This is a genomic window from Streptomyces sp. WAC06614 (assembly GCF_003949795.1).
Taxonomy (GTDB): Bacteria; Actinomycetota; Actinomycetes; order Streptomycetales; family Streptomycetaceae; genus Streptomyces.
Genome location: NZ_RPRY01000155.1, coordinates 1 through 16,435 on the forward strand (window position 1 = coordinate 1; position 16,435 = coordinate 16,435).

General features: G+C 74.0%; 12 protein-coding genes. 3 read left to right on the plus strand and 9 right to left on the minus strand.

Annotation, left to right across the window (positions count from 1 at the left end):
- Positions 1-105 precede the first annotated feature (105 nt).
- Both EF918_RS20855 and EF918_RS20860 read left to right on the plus strand, forming a co-directional pair.
- Positions 106-1,758 (plus strand): sensor histidine kinase, encoded by a 1,653-nt coding sequence (locus EF918_RS20855; protein ID WP_125648723.1) that lies wholly within the window; start codon positions 106-108, stop codon positions 1,756-1,758.
- A complete protein-coding gene (locus EF918_RS20860; RefSeq protein WP_125648726.1) occupies positions 1,755-2,474 on the plus strand; it encodes a response regulator in 720 nt (239 codons plus the stop codon). The genes EF918_RS20855 and EF918_RS20860 overlap by 4 nt, the downstream gene beginning before the upstream one ends.
- Positions 2,475-2,497: 23 nt before the next feature.
- On the opposite strand, the gene EF918_RS20865 is transcribed toward EF918_RS20860, so the two are convergent.
- From EF918_RS20865 to EF918_RS20875, 3 genes are all read right to left on the minus strand, one after another.
- Positions 2,498-4,090, minus strand: a complete 1,593-nt coding sequence (locus EF918_RS20865) for a cation acetate symporter (protein WP_125648729.1) — start codon at positions 4,088-4,090, stop codon at positions 2,498-2,500.
- Positions 4,087-4,551, minus strand: a complete 465-nt coding sequence (locus tag EF918_RS20870; RefSeq protein ID WP_125648732.1) for a DUF485 domain-containing protein — start codon at positions 4,549-4,551, stop codon at positions 4,087-4,089. Before EF918_RS20870 ends, EF918_RS20865 begins: the two co-directional genes overlap by 4 nt.
- Before the next feature lie 170 nt (positions 4,552-4,721).
- Positions 4,722-6,842: a type IIA DNA topoisomerase subunit B gene (locus EF918_RS20875; RefSeq protein ID WP_125648735.1), complete on the minus strand. Its 2,121-nt coding sequence runs from the start codon at positions 6,840-6,842 to the stop codon at positions 4,722-4,724.
- 457 nt (positions 6,843-7,299) lie between these two features.
- On the opposite strand from EF918_RS20875, the gene EF918_RS20880 reads away from it, so the two are divergent.
- Positions 7,300-7,527, plus strand: coding sequence for a hypothetical protein (locus EF918_RS20880; RefSeq protein ID WP_125648738.1), 228 nt, complete (start codon positions 7,300-7,302; stop codon positions 7,525-7,527).
- 93 nt (positions 7,528-7,620) lie between these two features.
- Here the strand turns inward: EF918_RS20880 and EF918_RS20885 are convergent, their stop codons facing one another.
- The 6 genes from EF918_RS20885 to EF918_RS20910 form a co-directional block, all read right to left on the minus strand.
- Positions 7,621-8,598: a serine protease gene (locus EF918_RS20885; protein WP_125648741.1), complete on the minus strand. Its 978-nt coding sequence runs from the start codon at positions 8,596-8,598 to the stop codon at positions 7,621-7,623.
- Between the two features lie 97 nt (positions 8,599-8,695).
- Complete coding sequence (locus tag EF918_RS20890) at positions 8,696-10,264, minus strand: RNA polymerase sigma factor (protein WP_260610439.1); 1,569 nt, start codon at positions 10,262-10,264, stop codon at positions 8,696-8,698.
- 387 nt (positions 10,265-10,651) lie between these two features.
- A complete protein-coding gene (locus EF918_RS20895; protein ID WP_125648747.1) occupies positions 10,652-11,539 on the minus strand; it encodes a FadR/GntR family transcriptional regulator in 888 nt (295 codons plus the stop codon).
- A 130-nt stretch (positions 11,540-11,669) separates the two neighbouring features.
- A complete protein-coding gene (locus EF918_RS20900; protein ID WP_125648750.1) occupies positions 11,670-13,454 on the minus strand; it encodes an ATP-binding cassette domain-containing protein in 1,785 nt (594 codons plus the stop codon).
- Positions 13,455-13,591: 137 nt separating this feature from the next.
- Positions 13,592-14,341, minus strand: coding sequence for an NUDIX domain-containing protein (locus EF918_RS20905; protein ID WP_125648754.1), 750 nt, complete (start codon positions 14,339-14,341; stop codon positions 13,592-13,594).
- Between the two features lie 90 nt (positions 14,342-14,431).
- Positions 14,432-16,369, minus strand: a complete 1,938-nt coding sequence (locus tag EF918_RS20910) for a glycogen debranching N-terminal domain-containing protein (RefSeq protein ID WP_125648758.1) — start codon at positions 16,367-16,369, stop codon at positions 14,432-14,434.
- Positions 16,370-16,435 lie beyond the last annotated feature (66 nt).

Below are 16,435 nucleotides of genomic sequence, written 5' to 3' on the forward strand. Positions count from 1 at the left end.
GTACGATCCCGTTCCGGTTTTGGGGAGCCACCGCCCGCTCCCCTGACCGGAAGCCGGCGGGCGGTGGCTCCCCAAAACCGGAACGGGATCGTACGGTGTGGGGTCATGCGCAGCGCCCCCGGATCCGGACGCCGCGCCCGGGGGGCCGAGGGCTCCGGGCGCCGGCGGCGCCTGGCGCTGCCCCGGCGGGCCGTCTCGCAGATCCTGCTGACCCAGGTCGCCATCGCCGCGGGCGTCACGGCCCTGGCCACCGGGCTGTTCCTGGCCCCGCTCGGCGCCCAGCTCGACGACCAGGCCATGGGGCGGGCCCTGGCCATCGCGCAGAGCGCCGCCGCGGACCCGGCGCTGGCCCGGGAGGTGCTGCGGACCCCGCCCGGCCCGGACACCCCCGTGCAGGCCGCCGCCGAGCGGATCCGCCGGGCCACCGGCGCCGAGTACGTCGTCGTGCTCGACCTCCAGGGCATCCGCCGCTCCCACCCCAGCCCCGACCGGATCGGCCGGCACGTCTCCACCGACCCCGCCGACGTGCTGTCGGGCCGCGAAGTGATGGAGATCGACGAGGGCACCCTCGGCCGCTCCGCCCGCGGCAAGGTCCCGCTGCTCGCCGACGACGGCGAACTGGTCGGCGCGGTCTCGGTCGGCATCGCGTACGACAGCGTCCGCGACCGGCTGCTGGGCGCCGTCCCCGGGCTGCTCGCCCACGCCGGCGGGGCCCTGGCCGCCGGGGCGCTCGCGGCCTGGCTGATCTCCCGCCGGATCCAGCGCCAGACCCGTGACCTGGCGTTCTCCGACATCGCCGGGCTGCTCGCCGAGCGCGAGGCCATGCTGCACTCGATCCGCGAGGGCGTGGTGGCCCTGGACCGGCACGGCCGGATCCGGCTGGTCAACGACGAGGCGGCCCGGCTGCTCGGGCTGGAACCGGGCGCGGCGGGGGTGGCCGGGCGCCCGCTGGACGAGGTCCTGGGCGACGGGCGGACCACCGACGTGCTGGCCGGCCGGGTCACCGGGCGGGACCTGCTGACCGTGCGCGGCTCCCGGGTCCTGGTCGCCAACCGGATGCCCACCGAGGACGGCGGCGCCGTGGCCACCCTGCGCGACCGTACCGAGCTGGAGCGCCTGGGTCGTGAGCTGGACTCCACCCGGGGCCTGATCGACGCCCTGCGGGCCCAGGACCACGAGCACGCCAACCGTCTGCACACCCTCCTCGGGCTGCTGGAACTGGGCCTGTACGAGGAGGCGGTGGAGTTCGTGACGGAGGTGGCCGGGGTGCACCGGACCACCGCGGAGCAGGTCACCGAGAAGGTCCGTGACCCGCTGATCGCGGCCCTGCTGGTGGGCAAGGCCACCGTCGCCGCCGAACGCGGCGTCGCCCTGCGGCTGGCCGGGGCGACCGCGCTGCCCGACCGGCTGGTGGACCCCGGCGGTCTGGTCACGATCGTCGGCAACCTGGTCGACAACGCCCTGGACGCCGCCGTCGGCTCGGCGGAGCCCGTGGTCGAGGTGGAGCTGCGCACCGAGGACCCGCACACCGTGGTGCTCCGGGTCCGTGACAGCGGGCCGGGCGTGCCCGCCGAGCGCCGCGAGGAGATCTTCACCGAGGGCTGGTCCACCAAGGAGCCCCGGGGCCACCGCGAACGCGGCCTCGGGCTGGCGCTCGTACGCCGCCTGGTCGAACGCCAGGGCGGCACCGCCCGGGTGGCCGGACCGGCCGTCGGCGGGGCGGAGTTCACCGTGGTGCTCCCGGAGGCCCTGCGATGACCGGGCCGGGCCGGGCCGCCCCGGCGGCGGAGCTGGCCGTGCTGGTGGTGGACGACGACCCCCGGGTCGCCCGGATCAACGCCGCCTACGTGGGCAAGGTGCCCGGGTTCGCCGTCGTGCGCGAGGTCCACTCGGCCGGCGAGGCCCTCGCGTTCCTCGGCGGGCACCCCGTCGACCTGATCCTGCTGGACCACTACCTGCCCGACGGCAACGGCCTGGACCTGGTGCGCCGGCTGCGCCAGCTCGGCCACCGCACCGACGTGATCATGGTCACGGCGGCGCGGGACCTGGAGACCGTACGGACGGCGATGCGCCTGGGCGCGCTGCAGTACCTGGTCAAGCCGTTCACCTTCGCCGGCCTGCGCACCAAGCTGGAGGCCTACGCGGCCCTGCACCACCGGCTCGCCACCGGCGGGGAGGCCGAACAGGCCGAGGTGGACCGCATCTTCGGCGCCCTCGCCGGCGCGGCCACCCCCAACGACCTGCCCAAGGGCCACTCCCCCACCACGGCCGAGACGGTCCGCCGGGTGCTGCTCGGTGCCGAAGGACCGCTCTCCACCCAGGAGATCGCCGAGCGGGCCGGGATCAGCCGGCAGACCGCCCAGCGGTACCTCAAGCTGCTGGACCGCTCCGGCCGGGTCCGCCTGACCCTGCGCTACGGCGAGACGGGCCGCCCCGAACACCGCTACGCCTGGGTCCCGGCGGACCGGGGCTGACGGCCCCCGCCCCCGGGACCGGCCTAGACGGCCCCCGCGCCGGTGAGCGAACGGACCTCGGTCTCCGCGTGCTTGGCCGGGTCCGCGTCCTCCCGGGAGGTCACCGTGCCCAGCCAGCCGGCCAGGAAGCCCAGCGGGACGGAGACGATCCCGGGGTTCTGGAGCGGGAAGTACTGGAAGTCGGCGGCGGGGAACAGGGATGCGGGGCTGCCGGAGACCACGGGCGAGAGCAGCACCAGCAGCACCGCCGGCACCAGCCCGCCGTAGACCGACCAGACGGCGCCCCGGGTGGTGAAGTTCCGCCAGAACAGGGCGTACAGCAGCACCGGCAGGTTCGCGGAGGCCGCCACCGCGAAGGCCAGGCCCACCAGGAACGCCACGTTGAGGTCCTGGGCGAGCAGGCCGAGGCCGATGGCCACGGCTCCGATGCCGACGGCCGCCGCCCTGGCCACGGCCACCTCGCTGCGCTGCCGGGCCCGGCGCCGCCGGAGGGAGGCGTAGAGGTCGTGGGCCACCGAGGCGGAGGAGGCCAGGGTGATCCCGGCGACCACGGCGAGGATGGTGGCGAAGGCGATCGCCGCGACCAGCGCGAACAGCACCGCCCCGCCTGTGGTCCCGGCCCCGCCGCCGAGCAGCGCGGCCAGCAGCGGGACCGCGGTGTTGCCCGAGGCGTTGGAGGCCCGTACGGCGTCCGGCCCGACCAGCGCGGCCGCGCCGAAGCCGAGCACGACGGTCATGAGGTAGAAGCCGCCGATCAGCGCGATGGCCCACACCACCGAACGGCGCGCCGCCCGGGCGGTGGGCACGGTGTAGAACCGGGCGAGGATGTGCGGCAGCCCCGCGGTGCCCAGGACCAGGGCGAGACCTAGGCTCAGGAAGTCCAGCCGTGCCGTCCAGCCCCCGCCGTACTTCAGGCCCGGCCCGAGGAACCGGCGGCCGTGGCCGCTGCGGTCGGCGGCCGTGGTCAGCAGGTGGTCGAGGTCGCCGTGGAAGCGGAGCAGGACCAGCACGGTCAGGGCCACCGCGCCGCCCATCAGCAGCACGGCCTTGACGATCTGGATCCAGGTGGTGGCACGCATGCCGCCGAAGGACACGTAGACCACCATCAGCGCGCCCACCCCCACCACGGTCCAGGTGCGGGCGGCGGCGCCGGAGGAGCCGAGCAGCAGGCCGACCAGGCTGCCGGCGCCGACCATCTGGGCGACCAGGTAGAGCACCGAGACGGTCACGGAGGAGGCGCCCACCGCGATCCGGACGGGTCGTTCGCTCATCCGGGCGGCGACCACGTCGGCGAGGGTGAACCGGCCGCAGTTGCGGACCAGTTCGGCCACCAGGAAGAGCACGACCAGCCAGGCCACGAGGAAGCCGACGGAGTAGAGCAGGCCGTCGTAGCCGAACAGGGCGATCAGCCCGGAGATGCCGAGGAAGGAGGCGGCGGACATGTAGTCGCCCGCGATGGCGAAACCGTTCTCCAGGGGCGAGAACAGCCGCCCGCCGACGTAGAACTCCTCCGCCGAGCCGTGCCGGTGGCGGCTGACCCAGGTGGTGATGCCGAGGGTGACGGCGACGAAGAGGCTGAACAGGATCAGCGCGAGGGTCTGGTGTCCGCCCGTCACCGGCCCGCCCCCCGCTCGAACACGGTCCAGCGCAGGTCCAGGGCCGCACGGTCCCGGCGCAGCCGGGCGTGCCGGGCGTAGGACCAGGTCAGGATGAAGGTGCTGAGGAACTGGCCGAGGCCCGCGAGCAGGGCCACGTTGACCGCGCCCCACACGGGCCGGGCCATCAGCCCCGGCGCGGCCACGGCCGCGACGACGTAGGCGACGTACCAGAGCAGGAAGCCGGCGGTCGCCGGGACGACGAAGCGGCGGTAGCGGCTGCGCACCTCCTGGAAGGCGGCGCTGCGCTGGACCTCCAGGTAGACGTCGGCCGGGCGGGGGCGGGGCGGCGGATCGGCCGGGGAGGCGTCGGGAGCCCGGGCGGCGGGGATGTCGCCCTCGCCCCAGCCCGCGGCCAGTGCGTCGTACCAGGGATCGTCCAGCCGGGCCGGTCCGGGGTCGCGGCCATCGTGCTTGTCCACCGCAGTCTCCTTGTCCGCGGTCGGTCGTGGCGGCCGCGTGCCCCAAGGATGGGCGGAGGGACGGTTTCCGGACTGGTGTACCGGGGTGCTTCACCCCATCAGGTGATGGGCCGAGCACGTGCGGCCGGCGCCGGGACAGGCTCGTGGCCCGCCCCGGCGCCGGCGCCGGGTCAGGCGTCGATGCGCGAGCGGTCCAGGGTGGCCGCCGAGCTGGTGATGAACTCCTTGCGGGGCGCCACCTCGTTGCCCATCAGCAGGTCGAAGACCTGCTCCGCCGCCTCCAGGTCACCGATGTTGATCCGGCGCAGGGTGCGGTGGCGCGGGTCCATGGTGGTCTCCGCGAGCTGGTCCGCGTCCATCTCGCCCAGGCCCTTGTAGCGCTGGATGGAGTCCTTGTAGCGGATGTTCTTGCGCTGGAACTCCAGCAGGGTCTGGCGCAGCTCGTTGTCCGAGTACGTGTAGACGTACTTGTCCTGGCCCTTCTTGGGCTGGACCAGCTCGATCCGGTGCAGCGGCGGAACGGCCGCGAAGACCCGGCCCGCCTCGACCATGGGGCGCATGTAGCGCTGGAAGAGGGTGAGCAGCAGGGTGCGGATGTGGGAGCCGTCGACATCGGCGTCGGTCATCATGATGACCTTGCCGTAGCGGGCGGCGTCGATGTCGAACGTCCGGCCCGAGCCGGCCCCTATGACCTGGATGATCGCGCCGCACTCGGCGTTCTTGAGCATGTCCGAGACGGACGACTTCTGGACGTTGAGGATCTTGCCGCGGATCGGCAGGAGGGCCTGGAACTCGGAGTTCCGGGCGAGCTTGGCCGTGCCGAGCGCGGAGTCGCCCTCGACGATGAACAGCTCGCTGCGGTCCACGTCGTCGCTGCGGCAGTCGGCGAGCTTCGCCGGCAGCGAGGAGGACTCCAGCGCGGTCTTGCGGCGCTGCGCCTCCTTGTGCTGGCGGGCCGCGATCCGGGTCCGGGCCGCGGCGACGATCTTCTCCAGCACGGCGCGGGCCTGCTGCTTGTCGTCGCGCTTGGTGGAGGTCAGGAACGCCTTGAGCTCCTTGGCCACGACCTGGCCGACGATCCGGGTGGCCGCGGAGGTGCCGAGGACCTCCTTGGTCTGGCCCTCGAACTGCGGCTCGGCCAGCCGGACGGTCACCACCGCGGTGAGGCCCTCCAGCGCGTCGTCCTTCACCACGTCGTCCTCGGCCACGCGCAGCAGCTTGGTGGCGCGCAGCACCTCGTTGACGGTCCGGGTGACCGAGCGCTCGAAGCCGGAGACGTGGGTGCCGCCCTTGGGGGTGGCGATGATGTTCACGAACGACCGGAGGGTGGTGTCGTAGCCGGTGCCCCAGCGCAGCGCGATGTCGACGCCGAGCTCGCGGGTGACCTCGGTGGGGGTCATGTGGCCGCGGTCGTCGAGGACCGGGACGGTCTCCTTGAAGGTGCCCTGGCCGGACAGCCGCAGCACGTCGCAGACGGCCTTGTCCTCAGCGAGGTACTCGCAGAACTCGCTGATGCCGCCGTCGTAGCGGAAGACCTCCTCGGTCTTGCCGGCGCCGTCGATCGCGCGCTCGTCGCGCACCACGAGGGTCAGGCCGGGCACGAGGAAGGCGGTCTGGCGGGCCCGCTGGTAGAGCGTGTCCAGGGAGAGCCGGGCGTCCTTGAGGAAGATCTGCCGGTCGGCCCAGTAGCGGATGCGGGTGCCGGTGCGGCCCTTGGGGATCCGCTTGATCTTGCGCAGGCCGCCGGCCGGGTCGAACGGGCTCTCGGCGCCCTGCTCGGTGAAGATCCCGGGGACGCCGCGGCGGAAGCTGACGGCGTGGGTGGAGCTGCCGCGGTCGACCTCGACGTCGAGGCGGGCCGACAGGGCGTTCACCACGGAGGCGCCGACGCCGTGCAGACCGCCGGAGGCCGCGTAGGAGCCGCCGCCGAACTTGCCACCGGCGTGCAGCTTGGTCATGACGACCTCGACGCCGGACAGGCCCGTCTTGGGCTCGACGTCGACCGGGATGCCGCGGCCGTTGTCCTTGACCTCGACCGAGCCGTCCTCGTGGAGGACGACCTCGATGTGGTCGCAGAAGCCGCCCAGGGCCTCGTCGACGGAGTTGTCGATGATCTCCCACAGGCAGTGCATCAGGCCCCGGCTGTCGGTGGAGCCGATGTACATGCCGGGGCGCTTGCGGACGGCCTCGAGTCCTTCGAGGACGAGGAGGTGCCGCGCGGTGTAGTTGGAGCCGTCCCGGTCTGCTCCGGTCAGCAGCGCGCTGGAAGGCACGGACGTGTCGGCGGTCACGCAGTTCGCTCCTCGCTGAATTTCTTTTCCGCCCGGCTGGGCGCAGGGGTGGCTCGGTTGCCGTCCAGAGGGTACCGAGGCCTGGTAGAGCCGATGCAACGCCACCCTCGTGGTTCTTCAGCCTAATACAAAACCGTACGGGTGTTCGATCGCCCGAAGGGGTGAAGCAAACATCACGTTCCCTTCCGCGCATGAACCATTTAGGGTTCGGGCACGTCCTCATGAACAACCGGCTCACAGGCCGGGGAGGGCAGACCCCCGATGAGACGACCACAAACAGCACCGACAGACAACGCGAAACCGTAGAGCAACGCAATACGGCTCCTTCGCCGCCAACCGGCAGCAGCCGGCCAGCTTCGGAAGGAAGTTTCGAGGAAAAGCCGCGAGCGGGAACGTTTTCGGCCTGGTTGGATGTTGACCCTGGTACGACAGCTCGTCGAGCTAGAGAAGAGGCGACGTGACTACTGTTCTGACCCCCGCGACCCCGCTGACGGCCGCCGACCGATGCGACCGTTGCGGCGCCCAGGCATATCTGCGCGTCGTCCTGCTGAGCGGCGGTGAACTGCTGTTCTGCGCCCACCACGGGCGTAAGTTCGAGCCGGAACTCAAGAAGATCGCCGCGGAAATACAGGACGAGACCGAGCGACTCACCGTGCCGGCCTCCGCCGACACCGAGGAGCACTGACCCCTCGCACCCCGACGAGCCAGGACCGGCAAGGCCGGTCGACGGGCGGCCCCTGTGATCCAGGGAGCCGCCCGTTCTCGTTGTCCGGGCCGGTCAGCGGCCAGCGCCGGGGGCGCCGCGCTGCGCATCCGCAACCTTGCCCGGGCCTTGGCCCTCGGGCGTGGACCGGCCCGTGGACGGGCCCGCCGGCCGGCCTGCGGCCCGGACGGCGGCCGTCACGGCCTCGTCGGCCTCGTCCACGGCAGCGCCCGTCACGAACGGCACCAGCGGCGCGATCCGCGTGTACACCCCGGGGCTGTCCGCACGGCCGCAGCCGCGCCCCCAGGACACCAGCCCGATCAGCCTGCCCCCCGCCACCAGCGGCCCGCCGCTGTCGCCCTGGCAGGCGTCCTTGCCGCCCTGAGCGACTCCCGCGCACACCATGGAGTCGGACCGGTACTGTCCGCTGGTGTCCCCGGGATAGGCCAGCCGGCAGTCGTCGTCCGACAGCACGGTCACGCCCGCGGCGTGCAGCCCGTACGCGTAGTCACCGAAGCCGCTGGTGTCCCCCCAGCCGTAGACGGTCGCGCGCGTCCCCGGGGCGTACGCGGGGTCTTCGTGGGCGGCGAGCGGCAGGACGGAGCTCGCGGGAACCGCCTCGGCGAGTTCCAGCACGGCCAGGTCGCCCGCGTTGGTCGACGCGTCGTAGCCGGGGTTGACCCGGGCGGCGCGGACGGCGATCTCCCGGCCCTCGTCCTCGTCCCGCAGCTCGGTCCGGCCGGTGATCACCCGGAAGTCCGCGACGGAGGAGACCGGGCCGCCCAGGACCTGGCGGCTCAGGCAGTGCGCGGCGGTCACCACCCGGGTCGGTGCGACGATCACACCGCCGCAGAACTGTCCCGCCCGCGTTCCCCCGAACCGGTCACGGCTGGAGAGCGCCACCACCCACGGGCTGTCGGCCACGCTCACCGGCGTGCCGCCGATCACGATGCTGTCGGCGGCCGCGTGCGGCGCCTGGACCAGCGGCGCCGCGCCCGCTCCGGCCACCAGGGTCAGCGCGCCCGCCAAGGCACGGGCTAGGGAACGACGCATAGGGCCTCCTGACTCTGTGTGTGCATGACTCCACCCAGAGTGGGACGCCCGGTGGCCGCGCGCACCCGCGCACGGCCACCTCGCGGGGGACCGCGGTCTAGTCGAGGTAGTCGCGCAGCACCTGCGAGCGCGACGGGTGGCGCAGCTTCGACATCGTCTTCGACTCGATCTGGCGGATCCGCTCGCGCGTGACGCCGTAGACCTTGCCGATCTCGTCCAGGGTCTTCGGCTGGCCGTCGGTCAGGCCGAACCGCATGGACACGACACCGGCCTCGCGCTCGGAGAGCGTGTCGAGGACGGAGTGCAGCTGCTCCTGCAGGAGCGTGAAGCTGACCGCGTCGGCCGGGACGACCGCCTCGGAGTCCTCGATGAGGTCACCGAACTCGCTGTCGCCGTCCTCGCCGAGGGGGGTGTGCAGGGAGATCGGCTCGCGGCCGTACTTCTGGACCTCGATGACCTTTTCGGGGGTCATGTCGAGCTCCTTGGCGAGCTCCTCCGGGGTGGGCTCGCGGCCCAGGTCCTGGAGCATCTGGCGCTGCACCCGGGCCAGCTTGTTGATCACTTCGACCATGTGCACCGGGATGCGGATGGTGCGCGCCTGGTCGGCCATGGCGCGGGTGATCGCCTGCCGGATCCACCAGGTGGCGTACGTGGAGAACTTGTAGCCCTTGGTGTAGTCGAACTTCTCGACGGCGCGGATCAGGCCCAGGTTGCCCTCCTGGATGAGGTCCAGGAAGAGCATGCCGCGGCCGGTGTAGCGCTTGGCGAGGGAGACCACGAGGCGGAGGTTGGCCTCCAGCAGGTGGTTCTTGGCGCGGCGGCCGTCCTCGGCGATGATCTCCAGCTCGCGCTTGAGCTTGGGGGCCAGCTTGTCGGAGTTGGCCAGCTTGTCCTCGGCGAACAGGCCCGCCTCGATGCGCTTGGCGAGCTCGACCTCCTGCTCGGCGTTGAGCAGGGGGACCTTGCCGATCTGCTTGAGGTAGTCCTTGACGGGGTCGGCGGTGGCGCCGGCCACGGCGACCTGCTGCGCGGGGGCGTCGTCCTCGTCGTCGTCCGAGAGCACGAAGCCCTTGGCCTCGCCGGTCTCTTCCTCTTCCTCGGCCTTGCCGCCGGGGGCCTCTTCGAGCGGCTCTTCCTCGGCCGCCTCGTCGGAGTCCTTCTTGGCCGCCGTCTTCTTCGCGGCGGTCTTCTTGGCGGCGGTCTTCTTCGCGGCCGTCTTCTTGGCCGCGGTCTTCTTCGCCGCCGCCTTCTTCGCGGGAGCGGCCTCGGCGGCGGTCTCGTCGGCCGTGAGGGCGTCGGTGGTGTCCGGGTCGACGGCGGGCGACGCGGGAGCCACGGCCGCGGCGGGCTCGGGAGCAGCCGGCTTCGCCGCGGCGGTCTTGGTGGCCGTCCGCTTGGCGGGGGTCTTCGCTGCGACGCTCTTGCGGGGACGCTTGGGCGACTCCGCGGCACTGACCATCAGCGTCACACCCTCTTCCTCAAGGATCTGGTTGAGGCTGCGCAGAACATTCTTCCACTGGGTTGGCGGAATCTGGTCAGCCTCGAAGGCCCGACGCACGTCATCGCCGGCGATCTGCCCCTCGGCCTTGCCCCGCTCGATGAGCGCCATCACAGACTCGGACTCGGCGATCTCCGGCGGGAGCGTACGGGATGTGCTGGCCGACACGAACAACCTCTCGGAACGATGGGAACGGCTTCCGACCCCGGCCTGGTGCTGGTGCCGGAGCCGACGAGCACCGACTGGGGATGGGCCGGCGGCGCGGGCAGGGGCCGGGGAGCTGCACAGCACCCGCAAGGGCTGCTGTCTTCCCTCCGTCGGCCATCACCTCTTAGGTCATCGCGTGACCTCGCAGAGTGTTACGCCCAATCTTCAGTGGCCCGAATCACACCCGGTTCGTGCCCGTACCGACGCGTACGGTCACCGGCCGCCGCGCCGCATGTCCCGGCCGGACCTCGGGGGCCTCGCGCACGGGCGTGCACACACTGGTGTCGCCGGACCCCCGGGGGCCCGGCGACACGTGGTTCCGCCCCCGGCGCCCCGGTCCACCGCCCGTCAGTGCTCGCGCGGGGCCGGGACCACGCGCTCGACCTCGGGGTGGACGGTCAGCAGCTGGCGCATGGCGTTCTCGGCGGCGGTGGCGTCGCCGGCGGCCAGGGCCTCCACGATGCGCGCGTGGTGCGCGACGCAGGCCTCGCCGGGGCGGTCGCAGGCCGTGACGGGGCTGCCGGAGACCTGGAGGGCCGAGGAGACGATGCCGGAGAGGTGCTCCAGCATGCGGTTGCCCGCGACCTGGATCAGCAGGGCGTGGAACTCGTTGTCGGCCCGCGCGAACGTGAGGGCGTCGCCCTGGCCGAGGGCATGGCCCATGATCTCGACCATGTCCGCGAGGCGCTGCTGGACGTCGGCGCGGCCGTGGCCGGCGGCGAGCCGGGCGGCGAGCGGCTCGATGGTCCAGCGCAGCTCGTTGAGCTCGCGGCGCTGGTCCTCGCGCTGGGGGCCGAACGCGCGCCACTCGATGATGTCGGGGTCGAGCAGGTTCCAGTCGCTGACCGGTCGGACCCGGGTGCCGACGTTCGGCCGGGCGCTGACGAGGCCCTTGGCCTCCAGGACCCGGAGCGATTCGCGGACGACCGTGCGGGAGACCTCGAAGCGCTGGCCGATCTCCTCGGGGACCAGGGGCCGGTCCGCGCCGAGGTCGCCGGAGACGATCATCTGGCCGAGCTGCTGGACGAGTTGACCGTGCAGCCCGCGCCCGCGGCTGCCTGCCGCGCGCCGGCCCGCCCGGCTCAACTCGACGTCGGCGCCGTCCCAGTGGGGCGCTCCGACGCGGTCGGTGCCGGGGGCCTCCGCGTAGGGGTAGCGATCGAGTTCGCCCGGGCCGGCGAGGCCGGAGTCGGCATGGCGGGCGGCGGTCATCATGGTGTGCGCAAGGGTACTCACGAATCCTTTGTCGGCCGTGCTCCAGCGACCCTTGAGGTCTTTGGTGAAAAGCACACGAAAGGGTGATCGGTGCCACCTGCGCAATTGACGACTTATCGTCAAGAACCGGGCCCTTTGTGAGGGCTTGTGGTCACCAGCGGACGCGGCTCCTCAGGCCGGTGAACCCATAGGCGCACAAAAGGACCATCAACGACAGGGCCAGCGCGGCTCCGACGGGTTGGACCATCACACGGATCGCACCGTGCACCACGCGGTCGGCCTCCGGCGGCCACTGCGCCCACGGCAGCCCGCGCAGCCGCGCCGCGAGCCCGGAGGTGGGGTACGCGGACGGACCGGCGAGGGCCCGCCGCACCAGCGGGACCACCAGCACCGGTACGGCCAGCACCGCGCCGAGGCCGGCCAGGGCGGAGCGGAACACCCCCGAGGCCAGCACCCCGGCCCAGGCGCATCCGACGACCAGCCCGGCCCAGCTCACGGCCGGGGCGATCCACTCGCCCCCGGACGGCAGCGGGACCCGGTCGAACACCAGCCACAGCGCGGCCGCGTCGGCGCCCACCGCGAGCGCGCCGAGCACCAGCGCGAGCCCACCGCAGACGCCGAGCTTGGCCGTCAGCAGCCCCAGCCGGCGCGGAACGGTGCCGCGGTCGGCCGCGAGCGCGGGGTAGCGGTACTCCTCGCCGAAGGCCAAGGCCCCCAACAGCCCCGCCCCGAGGGCCGCCGGTGGCAGAGGGAGCAGCTCCGGCCAGGCCGCGAGCAGCCGGTTCTGCGGCGTCCTCCCGGTCCGGGCCAGCACCAGGGCGACGAGCACCGACACCACGAGCACGGCCGCGGCGGTCAGCACCGGGGCGGCGGTGCCGAACATCCGGCGCAGCTCGTAGCGCAGCGGACGCAGCGGCCCGCCCAGCCGGCGCACCCCGGACGGCGGCGGCACTACGGCCCCCCAGTCCCGCCCCTCCGCCTCCACGCCGCCTGCGGACGCACCCTCGGACCCGTTCCCCGACCCGGAGCCGGCGTCCGTCGCCTGCCGGGGCGGCGCGGGCACCCCGGTGTCGCCGGTCTCGTCGGCGAGCTGGTGCACCAGGACCCCGTGCCGGTACGCCACCTCGCCGACCTCGGCGCAGCTGCTGCCGTAGACCGACAGGCGGGTGCCGCTGTCCTCGACGATCTCCACGGTGCGCTGCCGGTCCCGCGCCTCCCGGCCCAGTACGTCGGCCAGCCGGGCGGCGTACGGGGTGCGGACCACGACCCGCGGCCGCAACCGGGTGCGGGAGAACTCGGCGGCGTCCTGGTCGGCGACGAGCCGCCCCCCGGCGATGGTGACGACCTGGTCGGCGCTGCGCGCGGCCTCCTTGGCGTCGTCGGTGGTGAACAGCACGGCGCCACCGAGGTCCGCGTGACCGCGCAGCAGCGCGTACACCCAGTTGCGCTCGCGGGGCGAGAGCCCGGCGGCGGGCTCGTCCAGCAGCAGGGTGCACGGATCGGCGAGCAGCGCGGCGGCGAGTCCGAGCCGGCGGTCCATGCCGAGCGAGAGCGAACCGAGCCGCTGGTCCCGCAGTCCGGCGATGCCCACGACCTCGAGCACGGCGTCGGCCCGCGAGGCCGGCACCCCGGCGGCGGCGCACAGCATCCGCAGCTGGTTGCGCACCGTCCGGGAGGGATTGCCGGGGACGTCACCGAGCAGCACACCGACTTCACGGCCGGGATGGGGGACGCGGTGCAGGGGGCGGCCGCGGAAGTAGGTGACACCGCGGCCCGGCTCGAGTTCGAGCATGAGGCGCAGGGCGGTGGTCTTGCCCGCCCCTGCGTCGCCGAGCAGGGCGGTCACCTTCCCGGGGCGGGCCTCGAAGGTGAGGTCGTCCACGGCGGGCGGGAGGCCCCGACGGGGCGCACTGGTCAGTCCGATGGCCTGGAGCATCGCTTCTCTCGCGTCTCTCGCGGGGAGTCAGACCGCCCTGCGGCAGTGTGAGTACCCCATGCAAGATAACGCGATATGTCCGATTTTCTGGGCAACCGGGCCGCGGGTCGGGACGGTGAGGACCCAGGCCGGGACGGTCAGACTTCCGGTCGGAGCATCGGCGGGTTGAGCAGGGTGGCCCCGCCGGCCCGGAACAGTTGGGCCGGGCGCCCGCCCTGACGGGTCGTCGTCCCTCCGGCGGGCACGAGGAAGCCGGGGGTACCGGTGACCTTGCGGTGGAAGTTGCGCGGGTCCAGCGCCACGCCCCACACCGCCTCGTAGACCCGGCGCAGCTCTCCGACGGTGAACTCGGCCGGGCAGAAGGCCGTGGCGAGCGAGGAGTACTCGATCTTGGAGCGGGCCCGCTCCACCCCGTCCGCCAGGATCTGCGCGTGGTCGAAGGCGAGCCCGCCGGGTGCGTCCGCGTCGCCGGCGGCGAGCAGCTCGTCCACGGGGGCCCAGCGCGCGCTGTTGGCGTCCCCGCCGGCCCGGGGCGCGGGCAGGTCGGGGGCGAGCACCAGGTGGGCCACGCTGACCACCCGCATGCGCGGGTCCCGCCGGGGGTCGCCGTAGGTGGCGAGCTGTTCCAGATGCGCCCCGTTGTCCACGCCGGGCCGGCCGGGGTCGTGGGCGCACAGCCCGGTCTCCTCGGCGAGTTCCCTGGCGGCGGCCGCCGCCAGGTCCTCGTCGCCGCGGACGAAGCCGCCGGGCAGGGCCCAACGCCCCTGGAACGGCGGCTCACCCCGTTTGACCACGAGCGCGCACAGCGCGTGGCGCCGCACGGTGAGCACGACCAGGTCGACGGTGACAGCGAAGGGCGGGAAGGCCGACGGGTCGTAGGGCGACATGCGGCGATCATAGTCGTCTTCCTGACGATAAACAGCTCTTTGCCGATGCCCGAGCCTCCGGATCGCCCTCCGCCTGCCGCGGGCGGGGCCTCACCCTCCCAGTTGCAGCGCATCGGCGGCCTCCTCCACCATCCCGAGGCCGAGCCGGCTGACCCGCACCGTGAACGGCTCCCCCGCCACCCGCAGCCCGGACAGCCGCACCGCGCCGAGCGGGGCCCCGGCCAGCGGCGCGACGGCGACCGTGCCCGCGGGCGCGTCGGGCCGGATCCCCACCAGGGCCGTCAGGGCGTGGACACCGGCTGCAGCCGACACCCCGGCGGGCCGGCAGGCCGCCGGGTGCGGCAGCGGGGCGCTGCCCTCGGTGCGCTGCTCGCCGGCGTACATCTCGGGCAGCCGGTAGCCGAAGCACTCCGCGGCGTCGAGCAGTCCGCGCAGCAGTGCCGTGGCCTCCTTCTCGAAGCCGGCGACCGCCAGCCCGGCCGCCGCCACGGCGCTCTCGTACGGGCGGACCGCGCCGGAACGGTGGCCGAAGGGGTTGTGCCCCGGCTCCCGCACGGCCATCCCGCGCAGTCCCCACCCGGAGTCCATGGCGGGCGCCCCCAGCAACCGGGCGAGCTGCTCGGTGCGGATGCGGTCCAGGAGTCCGGGGGCCGGCCGGCCCCGGCCGAGCAGTCCGGTGTCCAGCAGGTGCGCGGCGGCCGCGGTGAGCCGGGGCAGCGGCCGGCCGTCGGGGTGCAGGGCCGCGGCGGGGCGGCCGCCGTCGGGGCCGTCGAGCCAGAACGCCTCGCCGAACCGGCGCCGGAGCGCGGCCGCCCACTCCCGCCACTCCTCCGCCCCGGGACGCCCGCAGTCCGCCAGCAGATCGGCGCCGAGCAGGGCGGCCCGGTGGGCATGGGCCTGGGTCTCACAGCGCCGTGGCCCGGCCCCGGGGTCGGGATCGGCCAGGAAGCCGTCCTCCCCCAGGTGGCGGCGGAGCCAGGCCAGGCAGCCTTCGGCCGCCGGGAGCAACTCCCGCACCTCCACCTCGGGCAGCCCCCACCGCCGGGCCTCGGCGAGCACCACGGGGAAGGCGAGCGTCGCCTCCGTGCCGGTGCAGGTGGGGGGCAGTTGGGGGCCGGCGCCGCGCAGCGGCCCCGGGATCTTCCCGGCGTCCGCACCCCGCCCGGCGGTCTGGGTCCGGGCCAGGACCCGCAGGGTGGCCGCGGCGAGGCCCGTGCCGAGCGGGAGCGCCATTCTGGCGGCCCACAACGATTCGGCCGGTGCCAGACCGCACCGCCAGGGCACTCCGCCCGCCACGAAGGCGTCGGAGGGCTCCTCGGGGTCCCTCAGCAGCAGCGCTCCGAGGTCGTCGAGGCTGGCCCGGAACCAGGCCGCCACCCGTGGGTCGTCCCCTTCGGCCCGGGCCGCCGCCAGGGGGTTGGCGACCTGCCCGGCCGGGGCGCGGGAGGTGCGGTCCTGGGTGGTGCGCAGCTCGATGGTGCGGGACTCCCCCGGCGCCAGCTCCAGCCGCCAGCGCAGTAGGCCGCCGGAGGCGAGGGCGTCGTCGGGCGGGGGGTCGGCGGTGGTCACCGACCGGGTCCGGTCGGTGCTCCAGCACAGCCCGGCCGCGTACACCCCCGCGGGCAGTTCGGGCCCGGCCCGGCCCGCCGCGACCGCGGCGAGCTCCGCGAGGTCGGTGCCGAGCGCGATCTCGACGGGCAGCCGGACCGGGCGGGTGACATGGCTGCGCAGGGTGATGCGCTCGGTCCCGTCGGCGTGGCGGACCCGCTCGACGGTGATGTCGGGGTCGGGCCCCGGGTCGGCCCCGGTCCGCACGGCCGCGGTGAACGCGGCCCGGTCGGCGCCCAGGCTGCGGCTCTGCACGGCGACCGGATCCTGCCCGCCGACGCGCAGCAGACAGCGGGACAGGAGCCTGCGGCCCGCGTGGTAGATCCCGTCCAGCCCCCGGCCGGTCAGCTGGCCGTGCTCCGGGGAGATCACCAGCCCGGGCGCGGCGACGCAGAGGACGGCTCCGTGGACCGGCGGCAGCTCCGGCCGCGGCGGGGCGCCGGGACCGGCGCCCGGCGGCCGGGCGTGCGGAAGGCCGGGCGGGTG